The sequence below is a fragment of the Paracoccus acridae genome, assembly GCF_014642735.1.
In the GTDB taxonomy this organism is placed as follows: Bacteria; Pseudomonadota; Alphaproteobacteria; order Rhodobacterales; family Rhodobacteraceae; genus Paracoccus; species Paracoccus acridae.
This window is the reverse complement of the sequence record NZ_BMIV01000002.1, coordinates 166,677-186,403: the sequence shown is the minus strand read 5'-3', so window position 1 is coordinate 186,403 and position 19,727 is coordinate 166,677. Positions and strand designations below refer to the sequence as shown.

The 19,727-nt window shown below is 65.9% G+C and carries 22 protein-coding genes; 10 read left to right on the top strand and 12 right to left on the bottom strand.

All coding sequences use genetic code 11. From position 1 onward, the window contains the following. Positions 1-70: 70 nt before the first annotated feature. Complete coding sequence (locus IEX25_RS04015) at positions 71-910, bottom strand: 3-oxoadipate:acetyl-CoA acetyltransferase (protein ID WP_188714130.1); 840 nt, start codon at positions 908-910, stop codon at positions 71-73. 323 nt (positions 911-1,233) lie between these two features. On the opposite strand from IEX25_RS04015, the gene IEX25_RS20300 reads away from it, so the two are divergent. Together IEX25_RS20300 and aroQ are read left to right on the top strand one after the other, a co-directional pair. Further along, entirely contained in the window at positions 1,234-1,362 is a 129-nt protein-coding gene (locus IEX25_RS20300) for a hypothetical protein (protein WP_268236127.1), read from the top strand. A gap of 55 nt (positions 1,363-1,417) precedes the next feature. Next, complete coding sequence (gene aroQ / locus IEX25_RS04010; protein ID WP_188714129.1) at positions 1,418-1,864, top strand: type II 3-dehydroquinate dehydratase; 447 nt, start codon at positions 1,418-1,420, stop codon at positions 1,862-1,864. 272 nt (positions 1,865-2,136) lie between these two features. Here the strand turns inward: aroQ and dinB are convergent, their stop codons facing one another. Next, positions 2,137-3,252: a DNA polymerase IV gene (gene dinB / locus IEX25_RS04005; protein WP_188714128.1), complete on the bottom strand. Its 1,116-nt coding sequence runs from the start codon at positions 3,250-3,252 to the stop codon at positions 2,137-2,139. A gap of 266 nt (positions 3,253-3,518) precedes the next feature. Here dinB and IEX25_RS04000 point away from each other — a divergent pair, with 266 nt between their 5' ends. Beyond that, complete coding sequence (locus tag IEX25_RS04000) at positions 3,519-4,097, top strand: response regulator (RefSeq protein ID WP_188714127.1); 579 nt, start codon at positions 3,519-3,521, stop codon at positions 4,095-4,097. Between the two features lie 106 nt (positions 4,098-4,203). Beyond that, entirely contained in the window at positions 4,204-4,839 is a 636-nt protein-coding gene (locus IEX25_RS03995; protein WP_188714126.1) for a cysteine hydrolase family protein, read from the top strand. On the opposite strand, the gene IEX25_RS03990 is transcribed toward IEX25_RS03995, so the two are convergent. Continuing rightward, positions 4,836-5,087 carry a hypothetical protein gene (locus IEX25_RS03990; RefSeq protein WP_188714125.1) on the bottom strand — a complete coding sequence of 84 codons (252 nt, stop codon included), beginning with the start codon at positions 5,085-5,087 and terminating at the stop codon, positions 4,836-4,838. The genes IEX25_RS03995 and IEX25_RS03990 overlap by 4 nt on opposite strands. A 7-nt stretch (positions 5,088-5,094) precedes the next feature. After that, the gene (locus IEX25_RS03985) at positions 5,095-5,307 is read right to left on the bottom strand and encodes a hypothetical protein (protein WP_103172771.1); all 213 of its coding nucleotides are present in this window, start codon (positions 5,305-5,307) and stop codon (positions 5,095-5,097) included. Positions 5,308-5,482: 175 nt separating this feature from the next. Between IEX25_RS03985 and IEX25_RS03980 the strand changes: the two genes are divergently transcribed. The 6 genes from IEX25_RS03980 to IEX25_RS03955 all read left to right on the top strand — a co-directional run bounded on the left by IEX25_RS03980 (position 5,483) and on the right by IEX25_RS03955 (position 13,960). Further along, complete coding sequence (locus IEX25_RS03980) at positions 5,483-6,340, top strand: SDR family oxidoreductase (protein ID WP_103172674.1); 858 nt, start codon at positions 5,483-5,485, stop codon at positions 6,338-6,340. 2 nt (positions 6,341-6,342) lie between these two features. After that, entirely contained in the window at positions 6,343-8,052 is a 1,710-nt protein-coding gene (gene treZ, locus IEX25_RS03975) for a malto-oligosyltrehalose trehalohydrolase (RefSeq protein WP_188714124.1), read from the top strand. After that, positions 8,049-10,283 carry a malto-oligosyltrehalose synthase gene (gene treY / locus IEX25_RS03970; RefSeq protein ID WP_188714123.1) on the top strand — a complete coding sequence of 745 codons (2,235 nt, stop codon included), beginning with the start codon at positions 8,049-8,051 and terminating at the stop codon, positions 10,281-10,283. Before treZ ends, treY begins: the two co-directional genes overlap by 4 nt. A gap of 105 nt (positions 10,284-10,388) precedes the next feature. Continuing rightward, positions 10,389-11,510, top strand: a complete 1,122-nt coding sequence (locus IEX25_RS03965; RefSeq protein ID WP_268236125.1) for a sugar phosphate nucleotidyltransferase — start codon at positions 10,389-10,391, stop codon at positions 11,508-11,510. A gap of 10 nt (positions 11,511-11,520) precedes the next feature. Continuing rightward, positions 11,521-13,599 carry a glycogen debranching protein GlgX gene (gene glgX / locus IEX25_RS03960; protein ID WP_188714322.1) on the top strand — a complete coding sequence of 693 codons (2,079 nt, stop codon included), beginning with the start codon at positions 11,521-11,523 and terminating at the stop codon, positions 13,597-13,599. 16 nt (positions 13,600-13,615) lie between these two features. Next, positions 13,616-13,960 carry a DUF2934 domain-containing protein gene (locus IEX25_RS03955; protein ID WP_188714121.1) on the top strand — a complete coding sequence of 115 codons (345 nt, stop codon included), beginning with the start codon at positions 13,616-13,618 and terminating at the stop codon, positions 13,958-13,960. A gap of 36 nt (positions 13,961-13,996) precedes the next feature. Here the strand turns inward: IEX25_RS03955 and IEX25_RS03950 are convergent, their stop codons facing one another. Genes IEX25_RS03950 through secD form a run of 8 tightly spaced genes read right to left on the bottom strand, consistent with a single transcriptional unit; the run spans position 13,997 to position 19,724 of the window. After that, complete coding sequence (locus IEX25_RS03950; RefSeq protein WP_229665030.1) at positions 13,997-14,539, bottom strand: DsbE family thiol:disulfide interchange protein; 543 nt, start codon at positions 14,537-14,539, stop codon at positions 13,997-13,999. Then, the gene (ccmD, locus tag IEX25_RS03945) at positions 14,532-14,675 is read right to left on the bottom strand and encodes a heme exporter protein CcmD (protein ID WP_103172680.1); all 144 of its coding nucleotides are present in this window, start codon (positions 14,673-14,675) and stop codon (positions 14,532-14,534) included. Before ccmD ends, IEX25_RS03950 begins: the two co-directional genes overlap by 8 nt. Continuing rightward, complete coding sequence (locus IEX25_RS03940) at positions 14,672-15,397, bottom strand: heme ABC transporter permease (RefSeq protein WP_103172681.1); 726 nt, start codon at positions 15,395-15,397, stop codon at positions 14,672-14,674. Before IEX25_RS03940 ends, ccmD begins: the two co-directional genes overlap by 4 nt. 42 nt (positions 15,398-15,439) lie before the next feature. Next, positions 15,440-16,096 carry a heme exporter protein CcmB gene (gene ccmB / locus IEX25_RS03935; RefSeq protein WP_188714119.1) on the bottom strand — a complete coding sequence of 219 codons (657 nt, stop codon included), beginning with the start codon at positions 16,094-16,096 and terminating at the stop codon, positions 15,440-15,442. Beyond that, positions 16,093-16,719, bottom strand: coding sequence for a heme ABC exporter ATP-binding protein CcmA (gene ccmA / locus IEX25_RS03930; RefSeq protein ID WP_188714118.1), 627 nt, complete (start codon positions 16,717-16,719; stop codon positions 16,093-16,095). The genes ccmB and ccmA overlap by 4 nt, the downstream gene beginning before the upstream one ends. After that, positions 16,716-17,069: an Mth938-like domain-containing protein gene (locus IEX25_RS03925; RefSeq protein WP_103172684.1), complete on the bottom strand. Its 354-nt coding sequence runs from the start codon at positions 17,067-17,069 to the stop codon at positions 16,716-16,718. Before IEX25_RS03925 ends, ccmA begins: the two co-directional genes overlap by 4 nt. Then, the gene (gene secF / locus IEX25_RS03920) at positions 17,069-18,049 is read right to left on the bottom strand and encodes a protein translocase subunit SecF (RefSeq protein WP_188714117.1); all 981 of its coding nucleotides are present in this window, start codon (positions 18,047-18,049) and stop codon (positions 17,069-17,071) included. The genes IEX25_RS03925 and secF overlap by 1 nt, the downstream gene beginning before the upstream one ends. 10 nt (positions 18,050-18,059) lie before the next feature. After that, on the bottom strand, positions 18,060-19,724 hold the full coding sequence (secD, locus tag IEX25_RS03915; protein WP_188714116.1) for a protein translocase subunit SecD: 1,665 nt from the start codon (positions 19,722-19,724) through the stop codon (positions 18,060-18,062). Positions 19,725-19,727 lie beyond the last annotated feature (3 nt).

Here is a 19,727-nt window from a genome sequence, read left to right as displayed (position 1 = left end):
CCCGGCGGCATCTGCCGCGAGGTCCGAAGGGCCAGGGGTTACGCCCGACCTTTCGTTCCTGCGCCGACGGTCATGGATGGACCATCCGCAGTCCCAGGATCTCGCGCGCCTGCTGCCAGGTGGCGACAGGGCGGTCGTATTGGCCGCACAGATCGACCGCACGCTGCACAAGCGCCGCGTTCGACGGCGCCAGCCGGTCGCGGTCAAGGCGCACGTTGTCCTCCAATCCGGTGCGGGCATGGCCGCCCGCGCCGATGGCCCATTCGTTGACCGTCAACTGCCGCGCCCCGATGCCCGCCGCACACCACGGGACATCGTCCCCGAACAGGCGCCTGACGGTGTGGATGTAGAAGTCGAAGACCTCGCGATCCACGGGCATGGCGTTCTTCACCCCCATCACGAACTGCACATAGGGGCGGTCCTTGATCTGACCTGCCTTCCACATCTGATGGGCCTTGAAGATGTGCGACAGGTCGAAGGCCTCGATCTCGGGCTTGACGTCGTGGGCCAGCATTTCGGACGCCAGCCAGTCCACCAGATCGGGCGGGTTTTCGTAAACGCGGGTCGGAAAGTTGTTGGACCCCACCGACAGTGACGCCATGTCGGGGCGCAGGGGCAGCATCCCGCCCCGTTCCCGTCCCGCGCCCGACCGTCCACCGGTGGACAGCTGCACGATCATGCCGGGACAGTGCTTCTCAAGCCCCTCCTTCAGGGCGGCGAAACGGTCGGGATCGCTTGTCGGCCTGCCGTCGTCGTCGCGGACATGGCAATGGGCGATGGTTGCGCCTGCCTCGAACGCCTCCTGCGTCGACTCGACCTGCTCGGCGATGGTGATCGGCACGGCGGGGTTGTTGTCCTTGGTCGGCAGCGATCCGGTGATCGCCACGCAGATGATGCAGGGATTGGTCATGGCATGGTCCTTCGCGGTCAGTCACGGCCATGATCCATCAAAACCCCCAGAGGCGCCAGACAGGATGGCCGGCAGGACCTGGCTGCGGCATGTCGCCTGACGAAAACACCGGGATCGCTGTTCGACGCAGCGACATGGTGCGTCCTCTGGGCGCGGCGGCCCGAATTGCAGGCGTCCGGCGGAACCTTAGGGCCGGGATCATCGGGGGCGGCGTCGAAAGCGTCGCCCGTTCCTGCTGCGCGGGCCGGGATGGACGCTGGCGCCGACCGCGCTGTATAACGGCGTCGGCACCCGCCTGGGCGAGGCGGACTGGGAACCAGACGGTGAAGGCCTTCCTGACCGATTTCATGGCAACGGACCAAATCAAGGGCATCCACAACATCTGGATGAAGATGGACCCGCCGCAGTTGGCGACGGAAATGAAAGGCGTTCCCTTCACCATCGCCCGATGAATCCCCGGCCCGGCGGGTGTTCCGCCGGGCATTCCCCTGCCTTGAAGGTCGTTCCATGGCGAAGCTTGTCTATATCCTCAACGGTCCCAACCTGAACCTGCTGGGCAAGCGCCAGCCACATATCTATGGGTCCGAGACTCTGGCTGACGTGGAACGCGAATGCGCGGCCCTGGCGGCCGAACTGGGCGTGAAGATCCGCTTCCTGCAATCGAACACCGAAGGCCAGATCATCGACTGGATCCACCAGGCGCGCGAGGAAGCGGCCGGCATCGTCATCAACCCGGCCGCCTATACCCACACGTCCGTGGCGATCCTGGATGCGCTGAACGCCTTCGACGGCCCCGTGATCGAGGTCCACATCTCGAACGTCCACAAACGAGAGGCGTTTCGCCATCATTCCTATGTCAGCCTGCGCGCCGATGGCGTGATCGCAGGCTGCGGGACCGAGGGCTACAGGCTGGCCCTGCGCCGCATCGTGACTGTCGCCGGAACCCAGGCGTAACACCTTGCATGGCCATGATGGATGCCTCCGCGCTTGACCCCAAGACGGTCAGGAAGGGTTCTTGACACCATGGTCGGCCTGGTCCGCGACGGCATGGCGTTGATCCGCGTCACGCGTGAAATGGGCTTTTCCGCCAGGGCGCCGACCGGGTGATCGTCAAGGCCATGCCCTTGGGGGTGATCGCCGGACGGCCGGGATCGGCTGCCAAGGCCCACCCACGGCACCGCAATGCCGACAAGCATCGCCATGCAACGGCCGCGCCCGGGCGGCGATCAGAAACCGGGCAGGCTCAGCGAAAGCTGCTGCACCCTGGCGCCGTCATCCTCCAACGAGGACAGCGTGACACCCAGCAGGCGGACGCCCTTTTCCACCCGGAACAGCGGCTGCATCAGGCCCACCGCGATGGCGCGCAGATCCTCGGCGCCGTGGACGGGGGCGGTCAGGGTGCGGCTGCGGGTGATCTGCTGGAAATCGGCGTATTTCACCTTCAGCGTCACGGTCCGTCCGGTCAGCCCCTTTCCTTCGCAGGCCCGCCAGACCTTCTGGGCCAGGGGCACGATCTCCAGGCAGGCGGCGTCGAAATCGAAGATGTCGCGGTCGAACGTATCCTCGGCCCCCACGGATTTGCGGATCCGGTCGGGTTCGACAGGGCGATGGTCGATCCCCCGCGCGATGCGGAAATACCAGTCGCCGGACTTGCCGAAATGCTGGCGCAGGAATTCCACCGGCTTGTCGCGCAGGTCGGCGCCGGTGACGATGCCCAGCCGCTGCATCTTGGCGGCCGTCGCGGGACCGATGCCGTGAAACTTGCTGACCGGAAGCGCGGCCACGAAGTCAGGGCCGCGCGCGGGCGTGATGACCGCCTGGCCGTTGGGCTTGTTCAGGTCGCTGGCCAGTTTCGCCAGGAACTTGTTGTAGGAAATCCCGGCCGAGGCATTCAGCCCCGTCACCTGCCGGATGCGGTCGCGGATCATCAGGGCGATGTCCGTGGCGATGGGGATGCCCTGCTTGTTCTGGGTCACGTCCAGATAGGCTTCGTCCAGCGACAGCGGCTCGATCAAATCGGTATGTTCGGCAAAGACCTCTCGGATCTGCTGGGACACGGCGCGATAGACCTCGAACCGGGGCTTGACGAAGATCAGGTCGGGGCAGCGTCGTTTCGCGGTCACCGAGGGCATGGCCGAGCGGACCCCGAAGGCCCGCGCCTCATAGCTGGCGGCGGCGACCACGCCGCGCGCGGCGGACCCGCCCACGGCAACCGGCTTGCCCCGCAAATCGGGATTGTCGCGCTGTTCGACCGAGGCATAGAAGGCGTCCATGTCCACATGGATGATCTTGCGGACCGCCTTCCCGGCGGCAGGTGCATCTTGATCCTGGGGTTCCGCCATCTGGTTTCCCTGGTTTGCCGATCCGCAGTCTAGTCCACCCTTGCACGGAAACAAAGCCAGAACGAAAAGCGCCTTGGCGCACGTCCTTCCTGCCGCCATCTGCGGCTGGTCGAAGCACGGACATCGCCATCGGCGGTTTCCGGCCAAGCGGGACCGGCCAACCCTTATCAGGCTGCGCCGCGGTTCAACATGACCTGGATCGTCCCTATCTTTCCTGGACTTCCTTGATCGGGGGCATGTGCCTTGCCCGTGGAAAGAGAGGCCAGATGACGACTGATGCCCTTCGCGTCATGCTTGTTCAGGCAGATGCCGTCCTTGCCGAAAGGCTTGCGGGCGAAATTCGCCGCCATGGCCATGTGGTCGTCGGACCCTTCGCAGACATGCACGAGGCGATCGAGGTTGCAGGAACGGTGCAGGCGGCGATCGTGGACCTGGCCGTGCAGCCGGAAACCGGCTTCTGGCTGGCCGACAGCCTGCAACGCAGCGATGTCCCCTTCGTGTTTCTCAAGGACCGGGGCACTGGCGCCCTTCCCCTGCGCTTCCGATATTGCCCCACCTATCCCCGGCACCGGCATGCGGCCCCGCTTCTGGCCGATCTTCACCGGCAGCGGCGAAACCTGCGGCCCGTGGACGACGACAGCCTGGGCGCCATCGCCGTCGAGATGATGCAACGGTCGCGCCGGATCATGCCGGACGATCCCTCGGCCGAACGGCTGGTCGAGGCGACCTTGCAGCGCGCCGTGGCGCAGCGGTCCGCAGGCAGGGCGCCGGACGATGTCGGCGACTGGCTGCTGCGATTGCTGGACCAGGAACACAGGCTGCGGGGACGCACGCACCTGCACTGACGCGGCGCGCGATGGCGGACAGAACAAATGTTTGGGCGCGGGCGGAATTGGAAACTTCCCCTTAGGCGTCGCCGTTCTGGGTGACGCTCAATCACAGGGGGATCTTATGACCGTGCAAGGGGCCGAAGCAGGCAAGGTGGAAGAAGGGCTGCGCTATGGTCCGCCGGGCGACCGGGCGGTGCATCTGTGCATCGACATGCAACGGCTGTTCGACAAGGGATCCGAATGGGCGGTGGACTGGATGCGGCAGGTGCTGCCCAATGTCTGCCAGGTGGTCGAGATGTTTCCCGCCCGCACCATCTTCACCCGCTTCATCCCGCCCGAGTCCCTGGACGACGCCCCCGGCGCATGGCGGCGCTATTACGAGAAATGGCCGCAGATGCTGCGGCAGAACCTGGATTCCGACTGGCTGCGGCTGCTGCCGGAACTGGAGATCCATCTGCCCGGCGCGCAGGTCTTCGACAAGCCGGTCTATTCGCCCTGGATGGACGGGCGCCTTCATCCGATGCTGCAACAGGATCGCGTCGATACGCTGATCCTCACGGGCGGGGAAACCGACATCTGCCTGTTGGCCGCCGTCATCGGCGCGGTTGATCTGGGATACCGGGTCATCGTCGTGTCCGATGCCGTCTGTTCATCCACGGACGACACCCATGACGCGGCGATGGAGATGTATGCCAAACGCTTCGGCCAGCAGATCGAGATGATCCCGACCGACCGCCTGATCGCCGCGATGGTCTAGCCGGGGCCTGCGTCACTGGGCAGGCAGTCCAATTTTTCTGCAAGCTGGCGAAAGACTTCGGCGATGGCCAGTTCGGTTTCCAGCCCTTCGACGATCACCGCGCCGGGGTCTTCCTGCCCGTCATGCAGGACCTGGCGCGGCGCCAGCCAGTCGCACAGCGCCTGGCGGCCCCTGGTGTCCAGAAGGTCCGGCAGGGCGTCGATCAACTTGCCATAGGCGATCAGCCGGGCGTCCTGTCCGATGGGCATGACAACCTCAATAAGTCGAGGGGGGGTCGCTGGCGGGAAAGGATTCGTCCACCGCCTCGTCCACGCGGTCCCAGTCCCGCGGAGGGGCAGACATTTCCCGGGGGCCTGCCGGACGGACATAACGGTGATGCGACGAGCCGCTGCCGCCGATGGCCTTGGCGATCAACCCGCCCGCCAGCAGGAATCCCCCCGCTGCTATCAGAATATCGCAGTTGCGCATGATATCGCTCCGATCCTTGTTCAGGTGCCAAACGACCGCATGGCGGCAGATGTTCCGCAGCGGTTTTCCCGAACTGATAAACAGCAAGACGGAAACCTGATCGGTCCCCGGTGGTTCTGCCTTGGCCAAGCCGTCCCACGGCGGACAGCATTCTTCAGACCAGAAAGGCCGCAAGATGCGCGATTATCCCAAGCCTCCTTTTCCGAAACAGCAGCAGGAACTGCCCGGCAGCTTTCAGAAGATGGACCCCAAGCCCGATCACGGCGAGGAAAGCTGGCGCGGCGCGAACCGGCTCGAGGGGATGAAGGCCATCATCACCGGAGGCGACAGCGGCATCGGCCGCGCCGTCGCCATCGCCTTTGCCCGCGAAGGCGCGGATGTGGCGATTTCCTATCTGGACGAAACAGACGACGCCCGGTCCACGGCGCAACTGGTCCGCGATGCGGGGCGCGAATGCCTGACCTTTCCGGGCGACATCTCGGACCCCGAACATTGCCGCAAGATCATTGCCGAAACGGCCGAGAAGTTCGGCAAGATCGACATCCTGGTCAACAACGCCGCCCACCAGCTGACCTTCGACAAGATCGAGGACATCCCCGACGAGGAATGGCGCTATACCTTCGCGACCAATATCGACGCGATGTTCTACCTGACAAAGGCGGCGGTGCCGCATATGAAACCGGGCAGTTCCATCATCAACACGGCCTCGATCAATTCGGACAATCCCAGCCCGAACCTGCTGGCCTATGCCACGACCAAGGGCGCGATCCAGAACTTCACCATGGGTCTGGCGCAACTGCTGGCCGAACGCGGGATCCGCGCCAATGCCGTGGCCCCCGGTCCCGTCTGGACGCCGCTGATCCCCGCCAGCATGGACGCCGAGAAGGTGTCCAAGTTCGGCGAGAACTATCCCATGGGCCGCCCGGCCCAACCGGTCGAGCTTGCCTCGGCCTATGTGATGCTGGCGGAACCCATGTCCAGCTATGTGTCCGGGACCACCATCGCCGTCACCGGCGGCAAGCCGATGATGTGACGATGATGCAGGCATGGGGGGGACGGTGGACGGATGCCGGCTGGTCGGTCGGCATCTGGGCACCCAAGGCGGATGAAGTGGGCCTGATCCTGAACGGGCGGGCGCATGCCATGGAACGCGCGGCGGACGGATTCTGGTCGGCCACCGTTCCGGCGCGGCCGGGCGACAGCTATCTGCTGCGCGTGGACGGTCAGGACATTCCCGATCCGGCCAGCCGCCTTCAATCGGGCGATGTCCACGCGCCTTCGGTGGTGGTTGGTCCGTCCGGTCACGACTGGCAGACACCCTGGTCCGGACGCGACTGGGCCGAGGCGGTCATCTATGAACTGCACCTGGGCACCTTCACGCCCCAGGGCACGCTGGACGCCGCGTCCGACAAGCTGGCGGAACTGGCGGAACTGGGCATCACCGCGGTCGAACTGATGCCCGTGGGGCAATGGCAGGGGGATCGCGGCTGGGGCTATGACGGGGTGCTGCCCTATGCGCTGCACCCGGCCTATGGCAGCCCGGACGACCTGCGCCGCTTCGTGGATCATGCCCATTCGCTGGGGATCATGGTGATCCTGGATCTGGTGATGAACCATTTCGGTCCCGAAGGCGCCTATCTGCACCACGCCGCCCCGCCCTTTTTCGACGAAAGCCGCCATACCCCCTGGGGCGCGGCCATCGACTTTTCGCAAGATGCCGTGCGGGAATACTGGATCCAGTGCGCCGAATACTGGATCGGCGAATACCGCCTGGACGGGCTGCGGCTGGATGCGGTCCATCAGATCAGCGGGCCGGGCGCCGACGACTTCATGACGACCTTCGCCCGCCGCGTCCGCGCGGTGGACGAAAGCCGCGCCATCTACCTGATCGTCGAGGATGAGCGCAACGAACGCTTCCTGCGCGAAAACGGCTATGACGCAAGCTGGAACGACGACTTCCATCATGCGGTCCATTGCGCCCTGACGGGCGAGTCCGACAGCTATTACGCCAGCTTCTCGCATGACCCGATCGGCGATTTGTGCCTGGCCCTGCAGCGCGGCCATATCGAGGAAGGCCAGCCCCGCCCCGGCCGCGACGAACCGAGGGGAGAGCCTTGCGGCGATCTGCCTCCCACGGGCTTCGTCAATTCCACCCAGACCCATGACCAGGTCGGCAACCGCGCCCTGGGCGAACGACTGCTGTCGCTGGCCGATCCGCAGGGCGTCAGGACCGCCTTCGCCCTGCTGCTGACCGCGCCCTATATCCCGATGATCTTCATGGGCGAGGAACGGGGCGCCACGACCCCCTTCCTGTTCTTCGCCGATTTCACCGGCGACCTGGCCGAGGCCGTGCGCAAGGGCCGTGCCGCCGAATTCGCGGGCATTGCCAGCCTGGGTTCCAAGGTGCCCGATCCGCTGGCCATGGACACCTTTGCCCGGTCGAAGCTGGATTGGAACGACCCGCAGGCCCGCGACTGGCTTGATCTGACCGCCCGCGCCCTGGCCTTCCGCCGCGACCATGTGGTGCCGCTGCTGAAAAGCGGGCGCAGCCAGCCTGCCCAGGTCACGCGCCACGGCGCCGCATCCCTAGCCGCGACTTGGCATTTCCATGCCGGCATCCTGGATCTGCGGCTTAGTTTGGGCCAGTCCCAACCCGACCTGCAGCCCCACGAGAATGCCGCCTTTTCCCTGGGCCGCATCGGCACCGATCCCTTTGCCCTTTCTGTCAGCACAAGGTTCACATGACCCCCCATATCCCCACGGCGACCTATCGGATCCAGATGCGCGAGGGCGTGGACTTCGACCGCGTGACGCGGCTTTTGCCCTATCTGACCGATCTGGGGGTGTCGCACCTGTATCTGTCGCCGATCTTCCAGGCCTCGACCGGATCGACGCATGGCTATGACATCATCGACCCGACCAGGATCGACCCGGCCCTTGGCGGGCGCGAAGGCTTCGACCGGCTGGCCCAGGCGGCGCAAGACCGGGGCCTGGGGATCATCCTGGACATCGTGCCGAACCACACGGCCTTCACCCTGGAAAACCCTTGGCTGCTGGATGTGCTGAAGCATGGGCCTTCCAGCCGCTATGCCCGGCATTTCGACATCGACTGGGATGCGGGGCCGCTGGTCCTGCCCTTCCTGCCCGAACCGTTCGAGAAGATGCTGGCCGATGGGGCCTTCAGCGCGGCGGACGGGATGTGGCGGTTCGGCGATGTCGCCGTGCCTTTGGCCGAAGGCAGCCCCGCCGGCGACGATCTGCGCGCCATGCACGATGCCCAGCATTGGCGGCTGGTCCATTACGAACTGGAACGGGACGGCATCACCCATCGGCGGTTCTTCAACGTCACCAGCCTGATCGGCATGCGGGTCGAGGATCGGGCGGTCTTCGACGACACCCACAGCCTGATCTTCGATCTGGTGCGTTCGGGCCGGGTCCAGGGCCTGCGCGTCGATCACATCGACGGATTGGCCGATCCCGCCACCTATCTGGACTGGCTGCACCAGGCCCTGCCCGACACCCCGGTCTGGGTGGAGAAGATCCTGGTGGGCCATGAAACCCTGCCGCCCGACTGGAGGACCGCCGGCACCACCGGATACGAGGCCGCGCGCCTGATCGCCAGGGCCTTCACCGATCCGTCGGGGATCGAGGAACTGGACCATGCCTGGCGGCTGGCGACCGGCATCGACAGCGATTTCCGCGACGAACTGCGCCAGGCCAAGCTGGACGTCCTGGACAACGAACTGGCGGCCGAACGGCGGCAGTTGCGCGACATGGCGGCCTTGGCGGCGCGAGGATCCCCCCTGGCCGAGCCCGGCCCGGAATCCCTGCGCGAGGCGGTGACGGCGCTGCTGGTCGCCACGCCGCGATACCGCACCTATGTCACCGACACGGCCCGCCCCGAGGACCGCGAGTTGCTGCGCACCATTGCCGACGACGCGGCGCAGGGGCTGCGCAGCCGGGCGGTGGTCGATCTGCTGGTCGATCTGATGACGGATCCCCGGACCGATGCCGCCCGCGCCTTCGTGCGCCGCTTCCAGCAGGTGTCGGGCGCGCTGCTTGCCAAGGCGCAGGAAGACACCGCAGGCTTCCGCTGGACCCGCTATCTGGCGGCGAACGAGGTGGGGGCGGAACCCGACGAACCCACCATCACCGCCGACGAGGCCACCGCGTTCCTGGCCGCCCGACGCCCTGCGGACATGACGCTGGTGTCCACCCATGACACCAAGCGGTCAGGCGATTCCCGGATGCGCCTGGTCGCGATCAGCCACCTGCCCCAGGCGTTCCAGGCGCTTCATGACCAATCGGCGGCCCTGCCTTCGGCCGAGGGGGTCGAGCCTCGTTGGCGGTGGTATGTCCTCCAATCCGCGCTGGCGATCTGGGACGGGCAGGCGGAAAGGACCGCGGACCGGCTGAACCAGCATATCGAAAAGGCCATGCGCGAGGCCAAGCTGACAAGCTTCTGGACGAACCCGGACGAGGCTGCCGAAACCGCCGCAAAGACCTTTGCGCGGGACATCCTGGATCAATGGGCTGATCGGGAACCCCCTGCCCTGCAATCCCTGCTGCAACGGGGCGAAGCGCTGGCCTTTGCGCAGCTTGCCTTCCAGATGCTGATGCCCGGCTTTCCCGACATCTATCGCGGGGACGAGGCGGGGCTTCTGGCGCTGACCGACCCGGACAATCGCCTGGCTGTCGATTGGGCGGCGTTTCCCGAACGGGCGCAGGACAGGGACGCCAAGATGCACTGGACGCAGCAGCTTCTGTCCCTGCGCAAGACCCGGCAGGATTTCCTGCGCGATGCGGACGCCGCGATCCAGATCGACGATGCGGGCGTTCGTCTGATCCGCAAAAGCCAGGGGCAGGTTCTGACCGCCGCATTTTCACGCATCCCGGCGCAACGCGAAGCAGAAATCCTGTTTCGTGCCTTCGGCGATGGCAGCCAGGTCAGCGTGGCGATCACCCAGGCTTCCTGACGCCCCACAATATTTGGCGTTCCCGGGAACAATCACGCGTTGTTTCAGTTTGGAAAGCAAGTTGCCCACGGGGCTGCTTGCATCTCCATACAAAGGATCGCTTCGGTGTCAGCATTGCGCACATCCAATCCAACGGGCCAGGCTGTTGCAACCGTCCTTCTGGCGGGCGGCAAGGGATCCCGGTTGCACGACCTGACGACTGCCGAAAGCAAGCCGGCCGTGCATTTCGCCGGCCGCAACCGGATCGTTGATTTTGCCATGGCGAACGTCGTCCGGTCGGGGCTGGACAGGTTGCTTGTGGCCACGCAATTTGCCCCTGCCACCCTGCATGACCATTTGCCCGCGCGGTGGGGCGGCCATTTCCCGGATGGCGGGATGATCCTGCGCAACGGGCACAACCGCTATCTGGGAACCGCCGATGCGGTGCGGCACAACTGGGCGCAGATAAAGGACTGGGGCTCGGATCAGGTTCTGGTCCTGGCCGCCGATCATATCTATGACATGGACTATGCCGCGCTGATCGCCGCGCACCGCGCATCGGGCGCCGCGGTCACCGTCGCCGTGGACGTGGTTCCCCTGTCCCAGGCCAGCAGCTTCGGCGTGATGCAGGCCGACGCCACCGGTCGCATCCGGTCCTTCCTGGAAAAACCCGCCCATCCCCCCGCGATCCCGGGCGAGCCGGACCGGGCCATGGTGTCGATGGGCATCTATGTCTTCGAGACGGACTGGCTTCGGGACGCGCTGTTCGGCCAGGATATCGAATCCCTCGACTTCGGGCACGAGGTCATTCCCGCCGCCGTGTCGCAGGGCCTGGCCATGGCCTATCGCCTTCCCGCCGGGCCCTCGGGACAGGCCTATTGGCGCGATGTCGGAACGATCGACGCCTTGCGCCAGTCCCATCTGGACTTCCTGGGCCAGCAACCGGTGCGACTGCCGCGCATATCGACCCTGTCGGAATGGTATCTGGGCCGGGGCAGCGTGGCGATGCCGGGGGCGCTTGTTCCCTCCTCGGCCCGGCTGTCGCAGTGTCTGGTGGCACCTGGCGTGCGCATTCCCGCGGGCCTGGTCGTGGGCGAGGACCCGGACGAGGACGACCGCTGGTTCCGCCGCGACCGGAACACCCTTCTGATCACCCAGGCCATGCTGGACCGCCGTGACACGATGCGCAGGGCGACATTCCTGCCGGCCGGGACACGTCCGTCGTTGCAGCCGCGCGATGTCGCCTGAATCGGAACACATGATGCGCGACACGAAGCAAGTGCCTGCCTTCGACCTGACCGTAACCCGCCCCGACATCCTGGGTGCCGAATTCCTGGGCGAAGGAACCAACTTCGCCCTGTTTTCCGACCATGCCACCAAGGTGGAACTGTGCCTGTTCGACGACAGCGGCGAACACGAGCTGCACCGGCTGGAACTGCCCGACATGGAGGGCGGGGTCTGGTTCGGCTATCTGCCCGGCATCGGGCCGGGTCAGGTCTATGGCTATCGCGTCCACGGCCCCTATGCCCCCGAACAGGGTCACCGCTTCAACCCCAACAAGCTGCTTCTGGACCCCTATGCCCGCGAATTGCGCGGCCAGATCAAGTGGGACGACGCCCTGCACGGATATCAGGTGGGCGAGGACGACCTGACCTTCGATACCCGCGACAGCGCGGCGTTCATGCCCAAGGCCGTGGTGGTCGATGCCAAGTTCGACTGGGACACCGACCGCGCCATCCGCACGCCCTGGCAAAGCACCATGATCTATGAAAGCCACGTCAAGGGCCTGACGCAACTGCATCCGGGCGTCCCCGAGGCCGATCGCGGGACATTCCGGGGCCTTGGCAGCGACGCGGTGATCGAACACCTGCACCGCATCGGCGCCACCGCGATCGAGCTTTTGCCGATCCATGCCTTTGCCAACGACCGTTTCCTGGTCGAACGGGGGCTGTCGAACTACTGGGGCTATTCCACGCTATCCTTCTTCGCGCCCCACGCCCCCTATCTGAAATCCGGCCAGATCCGAGAGGTGAAGGAGGCGATCCGCAAGCTGCACAAGGCTGGGATCGAGGTGATCCTGGACGTGGTCTACAACCACACGGCCGAGGGCAACGAACTGGGCCAGACGATGTCCTTCCGGGGCATCGACAACGCGTCCTATTACCTGCTGTCGCCCGACAACCCGCGCCACGGCTTCGACACGACCGGCACCGGCAACACGCTGAACGTCGCCCATCCCGTGGTCTTGCGGATGGTGATGGACAGCCTGCGATACTGGGTCGAGGCGATGCATGTGGACGGCTTCCGCTTCGACCTGGCATCGACCCTGGGGCGCGAAGCGCAGGGCTTTGAACGCGACGGGTCGTTCTTCAATGCCATTCGTCAGGATCCGATCCTGTCCAGCGCCAAGCTGATCGCGGAACCCTGGGACATCGGCGAAGGCGGCTATCAGGTCGGCGGCTATCGCTGGCCCTTCCGCGAATGGAACGACAAGTTCCGCGACGATACCCGCGCCTTCTGGCGCCGCGATCCGGGACTGTTGCCCGCCATGGCCGAACGGCTGTCGGGATCGCCCGTGCAGTTCAACCACAGCCATCGCCCGGCGACGTCCAGCGTGAACTTCGTGGCGGCCCATGACGGGTTCACCTTGTGGGACACGGTCAGCTTCAACGACAAGCACAACGACGCCAATGGCGAGGAAAACCGCGACGGGCACGATCACAACCTGTCCGACAACCTGGGGGCCGAAGGCGCGACCGACGATCCCGGCATCATCGCCGCGCGCGTCCGCCGGGTCCGCGCGATGCTGGCGACAGTGATGCTGTCCCAGGGCGTGCCGATGATCCTGGCGGGCGACGACCTTGGCAATACGCAGGACGGCAACAACAACGCCTATTGCCAGGACAACGCGATCAGCTGGCTGGAATGGGACAAGGCAAGGGAAGACATCCTGACCGCCGTGCAGGCGCTTGCCGCGTTCCGCAAGGACGTCCCGCTGTCGCAGTCGCGCTTTGGCGCGTCGCCGGACGATGCGCAGGACCGCCAGCCCGCGTTCCTGTGGCTGCACCCGCGCGGCGGCACGATGGAGGAGGGTGACTGGCAGGATGCCGAACTGCGTTGCCTTGGCCTGCACCAGGCGACCCCCGGCGGGCCGAACCTGCTGATCGTGATCAACGCGGGCGAGGATGCGGAATTCGCCCTGCCCGAGGGCGAATGGACGCGGCGCATCGACACCTCGGCCGAGCAGGTCGAACAGGATCATTCCGTCACCGGCACCCTGACGGTGCCATGGCAGACCGTGATGGCGCTTGTCGCGGCAGGAACGCCCCAGGCCTAAACCAAAGGAGGAAGACATGGACCAGGACCATCAGGAACGCATCAGGCAACGCGCCCACGAGATCTGGGAAAGCGAAGGCCGCCCCGAAGGACGCGACGCCGACCACTGGTCGCGCGCCGAGGAAGAACTGCGCAACCAGACGGGCCAGGGCGACCAGACCGGCAGCGGCGACATGTCGGGCGGCCAGGGGGGCGATTCGATCCAGTCTCCCGACGCGGCCCAGACCGCTGACGAAAGCCAGCCCCAGTTGTTGGAGCAGGAGCCGAAGAAGAAGACCCGGAAATCGACCAAGTCCACCTCGGCCAAGGCCGGCAAATCGGCATCGGCCACCTCGACCCCTTATCTGAACGACGGGCCCTGAGGGTCGATCCGCGCCTGCCCCCGGCCGGGGGCGGGTCTATTCCTCGGCCGCCATGGCCTTTTCCAGTTCCGGAAGGAAGCGGTTGGTGTAATCCTCGCGCACCAGCGGACCGGCATAGCGATAAAGGATGCGTCCCTCGCCATCGACGATAAAGGTTTCCGGCGGGGCCGTGACGCCCCAGTCGATCGCTGTGCGCCCCTTGGGATCGGTCGCGATCGCCGCGTAAGGGTCACCGTCTTCCGCCAGGAACTGCAGGGCGTTGGCATCCGTATCGCGCAGATCGACGCCATAGACCGGCATCCGCTTGGCAAGGTCGGTCAGCGTCGGATGCTCCGCCCGGCAGGGCGGGCACCAGCTTGCCCAGAAATTGACAAGCTTCACCCCGGGCTGGCGCAGCATCTCGTCGGTCAACTGGGTCTTGCCGGGCAAGGTGGTCTGCGGCACGGCGGGCGCATCGCGCCCCACCATGGCCGAGGGCAGTTCGTTCGGCGCGTCGCGGCCCATCCCCCACAGGAACATCCCCGCCAGGGCGGCAAAGGCCAGGGGCGGGACGGCGACAAGCGGTGAAATCCTAGCCACGGTTTTCCTGCCTTTCCAGATCGCGGCGGGCGCGGGCATTGGCGGCCAGCGTCTGCCAGATCAACCCGCCCAGCAGCGCAAGCGACAGTCCATAGGCGCCGATCACAGCGCCCGCGTATTTACCAAGTTCGATCATGCGCGCATCTCTCGTGCTTGCAGGGCGGCGAGCCTGCGCCTGCGGATTTCCGTGCGGGTGCGGATCAGCAGCAGCGCCAGGAACAGCAGGCCGAAGCCCAGCATGGTCAGGTAAAGCGGATAACGGTACACCGCGCTCATCCTTTCGCCCGGCTGGACCGACAGGCTGGCGCCCTGGTGCAGGCCCTGGTTCCAGAAGAACACCGCATAGCGCGACAACAGCGCAAAGACCGACCCCACAAGGCACAGGACCCCCGTCAGGTCGGCGGCGCTGTCCGGATCTTCGACCGCGGACCACAGGGCGATATAGCCGATATAGAACAGCAGAAGGATCAGGAAGCTGGTCAGGCGCGGATCCCATTCCCACCAGGTCCCCCACATCGGCTGGCCCCAGACCGCGCCGGTGATCAGCCCGATCAGCGTCATCACCGCGCCGATGGGGGCGGCGGCCTTGGCGGCAAGCGCGCTGACATGGTGGCGGCGGATCAGCCAGATCAGCGAGGCCACCAGCATCATCACCCAGATGTTGATCGCCATCATGGCGGCAGGGACGTGCAGGAAGACGATCTTGACGGTGGACCCTTGCCGGTAATCCTCGGGCGTCAGGAAGCCCCAGACAAGGCCCGTGACGGTGCAGACAGCCGCACCCGCCACGACCCAAGGCAGGGCGGCGCCGGATGTGCGCATGAACTTGACAGGGTTTGCATATTCCCAGATCGACATGGATATTCCCCTAGCGCCCGCAGCGGTGCCACTCAAGCCGCTTCACCGCAGATTGACCCGCAGCGCGGCGGCTGCGGCAAAAGGTATCACCGCCAGCACGCCCGCCGTGATCCCCGCCAGGAACAGCAGCGGCGGCCCCATGTCGCCCCCCTCCTGCCCTCGCCGGATCATCTCGGTCCCGAAGATCAGCGTCGGGATGTAGAGCGGCAGCACCAACAGCGACAAAAGCAGCCCCCCGCGCCGCAAGCCCACGGTGACGGCCGCGCCAAAGGCGCCCAGCATCGACAGGGCCGGCGTGCCCAGCAACAGGGATCCAAGCAGCGCCGGGATCGCGGCGGGCGGCAGGTGCAGCAGGATGCCGAACAAGGGCGCCGCCACGATCAGCGGCAGGCCGGTGGTGATCCAATGCGCAAGCGCCTTGACCGCCACCGCCCCCTCCAGCGGCAGGGGCGAGGTCGCCAGCAGGTCCAGGCTTCCATCCTCGTGATCCAGCGCGAAGATGCGGTCGAGCGACAAAAGACAGGCCAGCAGCGCGCCCAGCCACAGGATGCCCGCGGCAATCGGTTGCAGCGCGGCGGTATCCGGGCCGACGCCGAAAGGAACAAGCGCGCACAGGATCAGGAAGAAGGCCACGCCAAGGCCGAAGCCGCCGCCCGCCCGAACGGCCAGCCGCAGGTCGCGCCCTAGAAGGGCGATCATGCGAAAGCCTCGTTGAAGCCCGCCGGGCGCGCGGCCGGGGTGGCCCTGGCCCTGTATGGCGTCAGGTCCAGCACCTGCGCATCCAGTCCAAGGTCGATATGGGTGGCGATCAGCGCCGCCCCGCCCTGGGCCAGATGCCCACGCACCATGTCCGCAAAGCGCATCACCGAAGCGGCATCCAGCGACACGGTCGGTTCGTCCAGGATCCACAGCGGACGGCGCGAAACCACCAGACGCGCCAGGCCAAGCCGCCGCTTCTGCCCCGCGGACAAGGCAGCGGCGGGCCGGTCGGCCAAGGGGGTCAAATCCATCGCGGTCAGTGCCTGATCCACCTCTCCTCCGCCAAAGACATCTGCCCAGAACCCCAGGTTCTCGGCAACCGTCAGCGCGCCCTTCAGCCCGTCGGCATGGGCGGCATAGGCGACCGCATCCTCGGGCATCTCGATCCGGCCCGTCACCGCAGGTTGCAGGCCCGCGACCGTGCGCAGCAGCGTCGTCTTGCCGATGCCGTTCGGGCCGCGCAGGATCAGGGCCTGTCCGGCGTCGATGGCGAAGGACACCCCCTCGACCGTCCGCAAACCGCCGCGCGCGACGGCAAGGTCATGGACGGCAAGCAGGCTCAAAGCGGCAGAAGCGCGCAGGCGACACGCCGCCCCTCGGATATGGTGACGTTATAGGTCCGCGCGGCCGTGGGCGAGGCCATGGATTCGACGGCCACGCCGCCATCGCGCAAGGCCGCGACCAGATCGGCGGGGGCATGGGCGACGTCCGCCCCCATGCCGATGAACAGCACATCCACCTGCCCCGCCAAGGCCAGCAAGGGCGCCCGATCGTCAAGACCGTTCCAGGCCGTTGCGCCCGCAGCCGTCACCAGCACCGGACCCTCGATGACGCGGCCGCCGACGCGGAAAAAGCCCGGGCCATAGCCATCCACGGGCACCGCCCCGCCGAACTGGGTGGGGGTCAGCTTCATCAGGGACGTTCCGCGTTTTCAAAGGGCGATGCCGCCAGCTTGGGGTCCTTCTTGGACCAGTCGCGCTTGACGCCCAGCCACAGCACGATGTTCTTGGCCATGTAGATCGTGGAATAGCACCCGACGACCACCCCGAACAGCATGGCGATCACGAAGTCGCGGATCACGTCGCCGCCGAAGATCAGCATCGCAGTCAGCGCGATGGCGGTGGTTACGGCGGTCATGATGGTGCGCGACAGCGTTTCGTTGCAGGTCAGGTTCATCAGGTCGATCAAGGGCCGCGTCTTGTACTTCATCAGGTTTTCCCGCAGCCGGTCGAAGACCACGACCGTGTCGTTGCAGGAAAAGCCCAGCGTCGTCAGCAGCGCCGCGATGGTCGTCAGGTCGAATTTCAACTGGAACAGCGAAAACAGACCGACCGTCAGCAACACGTCGTGGATCAGCGCGGCGACGCAGCCGATGGCGAACTGCCATTCGAACCGCAGCCAGATATAGGCCATGATCCCAAGGCAGGCTGCGCCCACGGCATAGAAGGCCGTGGTGATCAGTTCCGCCGAAACCTTCGGGCCGACCGATTCGACCGAGGCGAAGACGATCTGCGGATCGACCTCGTGCAGCGCGGCCTCGATCTGGTTCAACTGCTCGGGGCTGACCGATCCGGTCTCGTCGGTGGTGCCGATGCGGATCATCGCGACGTGGCGGTCGGCGCCGAAGCTGGGGTCGAAGACCTCGGTGATGGCAAGGTCGCTGAAGCCGAGGTCGTCCAGGGCCTCGCGGTAATCGCCGACCTCGAACGCGGTCGAGCTTTCGGTGCGGATCGTGGTGCCACCCTTGAAGTCGATGCCGAAGTTCAGGCCCATGGTCGCGATCAGCACCACCGAGATGACCATCGCCACCGCCGAGATGCCGAAGGTCAGCCACTGCCAGCGGAAGAAGTTGATGGTGGTATGGTCGGGGACAAGTTTCAGACGGAATGCCATATCGGTCCCCTTACAGGATCAGTTCTTTGGGCTTGCGCCATTCCAGCCACCAGATGATCATCAGGCGCGTCAGGAAGATCGCCGTGAAGACCGAGGTGACAAGCCCGATGGTCAGCGTGACGGCAAAGCCCTTGACCGGGCCGGAGCCCAGGAAGAACATCACCGCCGCCGCGATGAAGGACGTGACGTTGGCGTCGATGATCGCGCTCATCGCCTCGTCGAAGCCGTCGCTGATGGCCTTGGCCACGCGCTTGCCCGCCCGCAACTCCTCGCGGATGCGTTCATAGATGATGACGTTCGCGTCCACCGCGGTGCCCACGGTCAGCACGATCCCGGCGATGCCCGGCAGGGTCAGGGTGGCGCCCATGATGGACATGATCGACAGGATCAGGATCACGTTCAGGATCACGGAAATCGACGCGAAGGCTCCGAACAGGCCATAGCTGGCGATCATATAGGCCACCACGGCAGCCGTGGCGATGACCGACGACAGGCGGCCCGCGTCGATGCTGTCCTGGCCCAGTTCCGGGCCGATGGTGCGTTCTTCCAGGAAATCCAGTTGCGCGGGCAGCGCCCCCGCACGCAGCAGCACGGCCAGCTGGTTCGCTTCCTCGAACCCCATCGAGCCGGAAATCTGGCCCGTTCCGCCGGGGATGGCCGACCGGATCACCGGGGCGGAAATCACCTGGTCGTCCAGGACGATCGCGAAAGGCTGGCCGATGTTGGCGGCCGTATAAGCGCCGAACTTGCGGGCGCCGGTCGGGTTGAAGCTGAAATCGACCGCAGGCTGGCCGTTCGGGTCGGTTCCCGGCACGGCATTGGTCAGTTCCTCGCCGGTGACGACGGGGCTTTCTTCCAGCGTATAGTAGATGCCGTCCTGGTCGGCGGATGGCAGGACCACCTGCCCCACGCCGGGACGCGCATCGGGATCGGTTCCGGTGCCCACGACCGAATTGAAGGTCAGCTTGGCGGTGGTGCCGATCAGCGCCTTCAACTCCTCGGCCGAGCCGATTCCTGGAACCTGGATCAGGATGCGGTCGGCGCCCTGGCGGACGATGGTCGGTTCGCGGGTGCCAACTTCGTCGACGCGGCGACGGATGATCTCGACGCTCTGCTGGACGGTGCGATCGTCGGTCACGGCCTTCTCGGCGTCCGACAGCTGGACGGTGATGGTGTTGCCCTGGACCTGGATCGCAAGGCTTTGCTGGCCCGCGCCGGTCAGCGTCGTCACGGGCGTGGAAAAGCCGCGCACGATTTCCGTGGCACGGGGCATCTGGTCGGCGTTCTCGACCTCGATCTTCAGGGTGCCTTCGGGCGACGGCAGGCGGCGGATCGCGCCCAGCGTGGCGCGTTGGTCGGCAAGCGCCCGGCGCAGTTCGGGCCACAAGGCGTCCATGCGGGCCTTGTAGACCTCGGCCACGCGGACCTCGCCCAGCAGATGCGCCCCGCCCCGCAGGTCAAGGCCAAGCGCCACGACCGACGAAGGCAGCCAGGACGGCCAGCCATCGCGCGCGGCGGCCAGTTCGGGCGTCTCGACACCGGTGCGCTCGATCTCGGCCACGGCGTCGTTGTGGCTTTCGACCCGCTGGTAGAACAGGTTGGGCACGGCAAAGCCTATGCCCAGGACGCAAAGCCCGATGATCAGGATGCGTTTCCAACGGTCGATCTGAAGCATCTT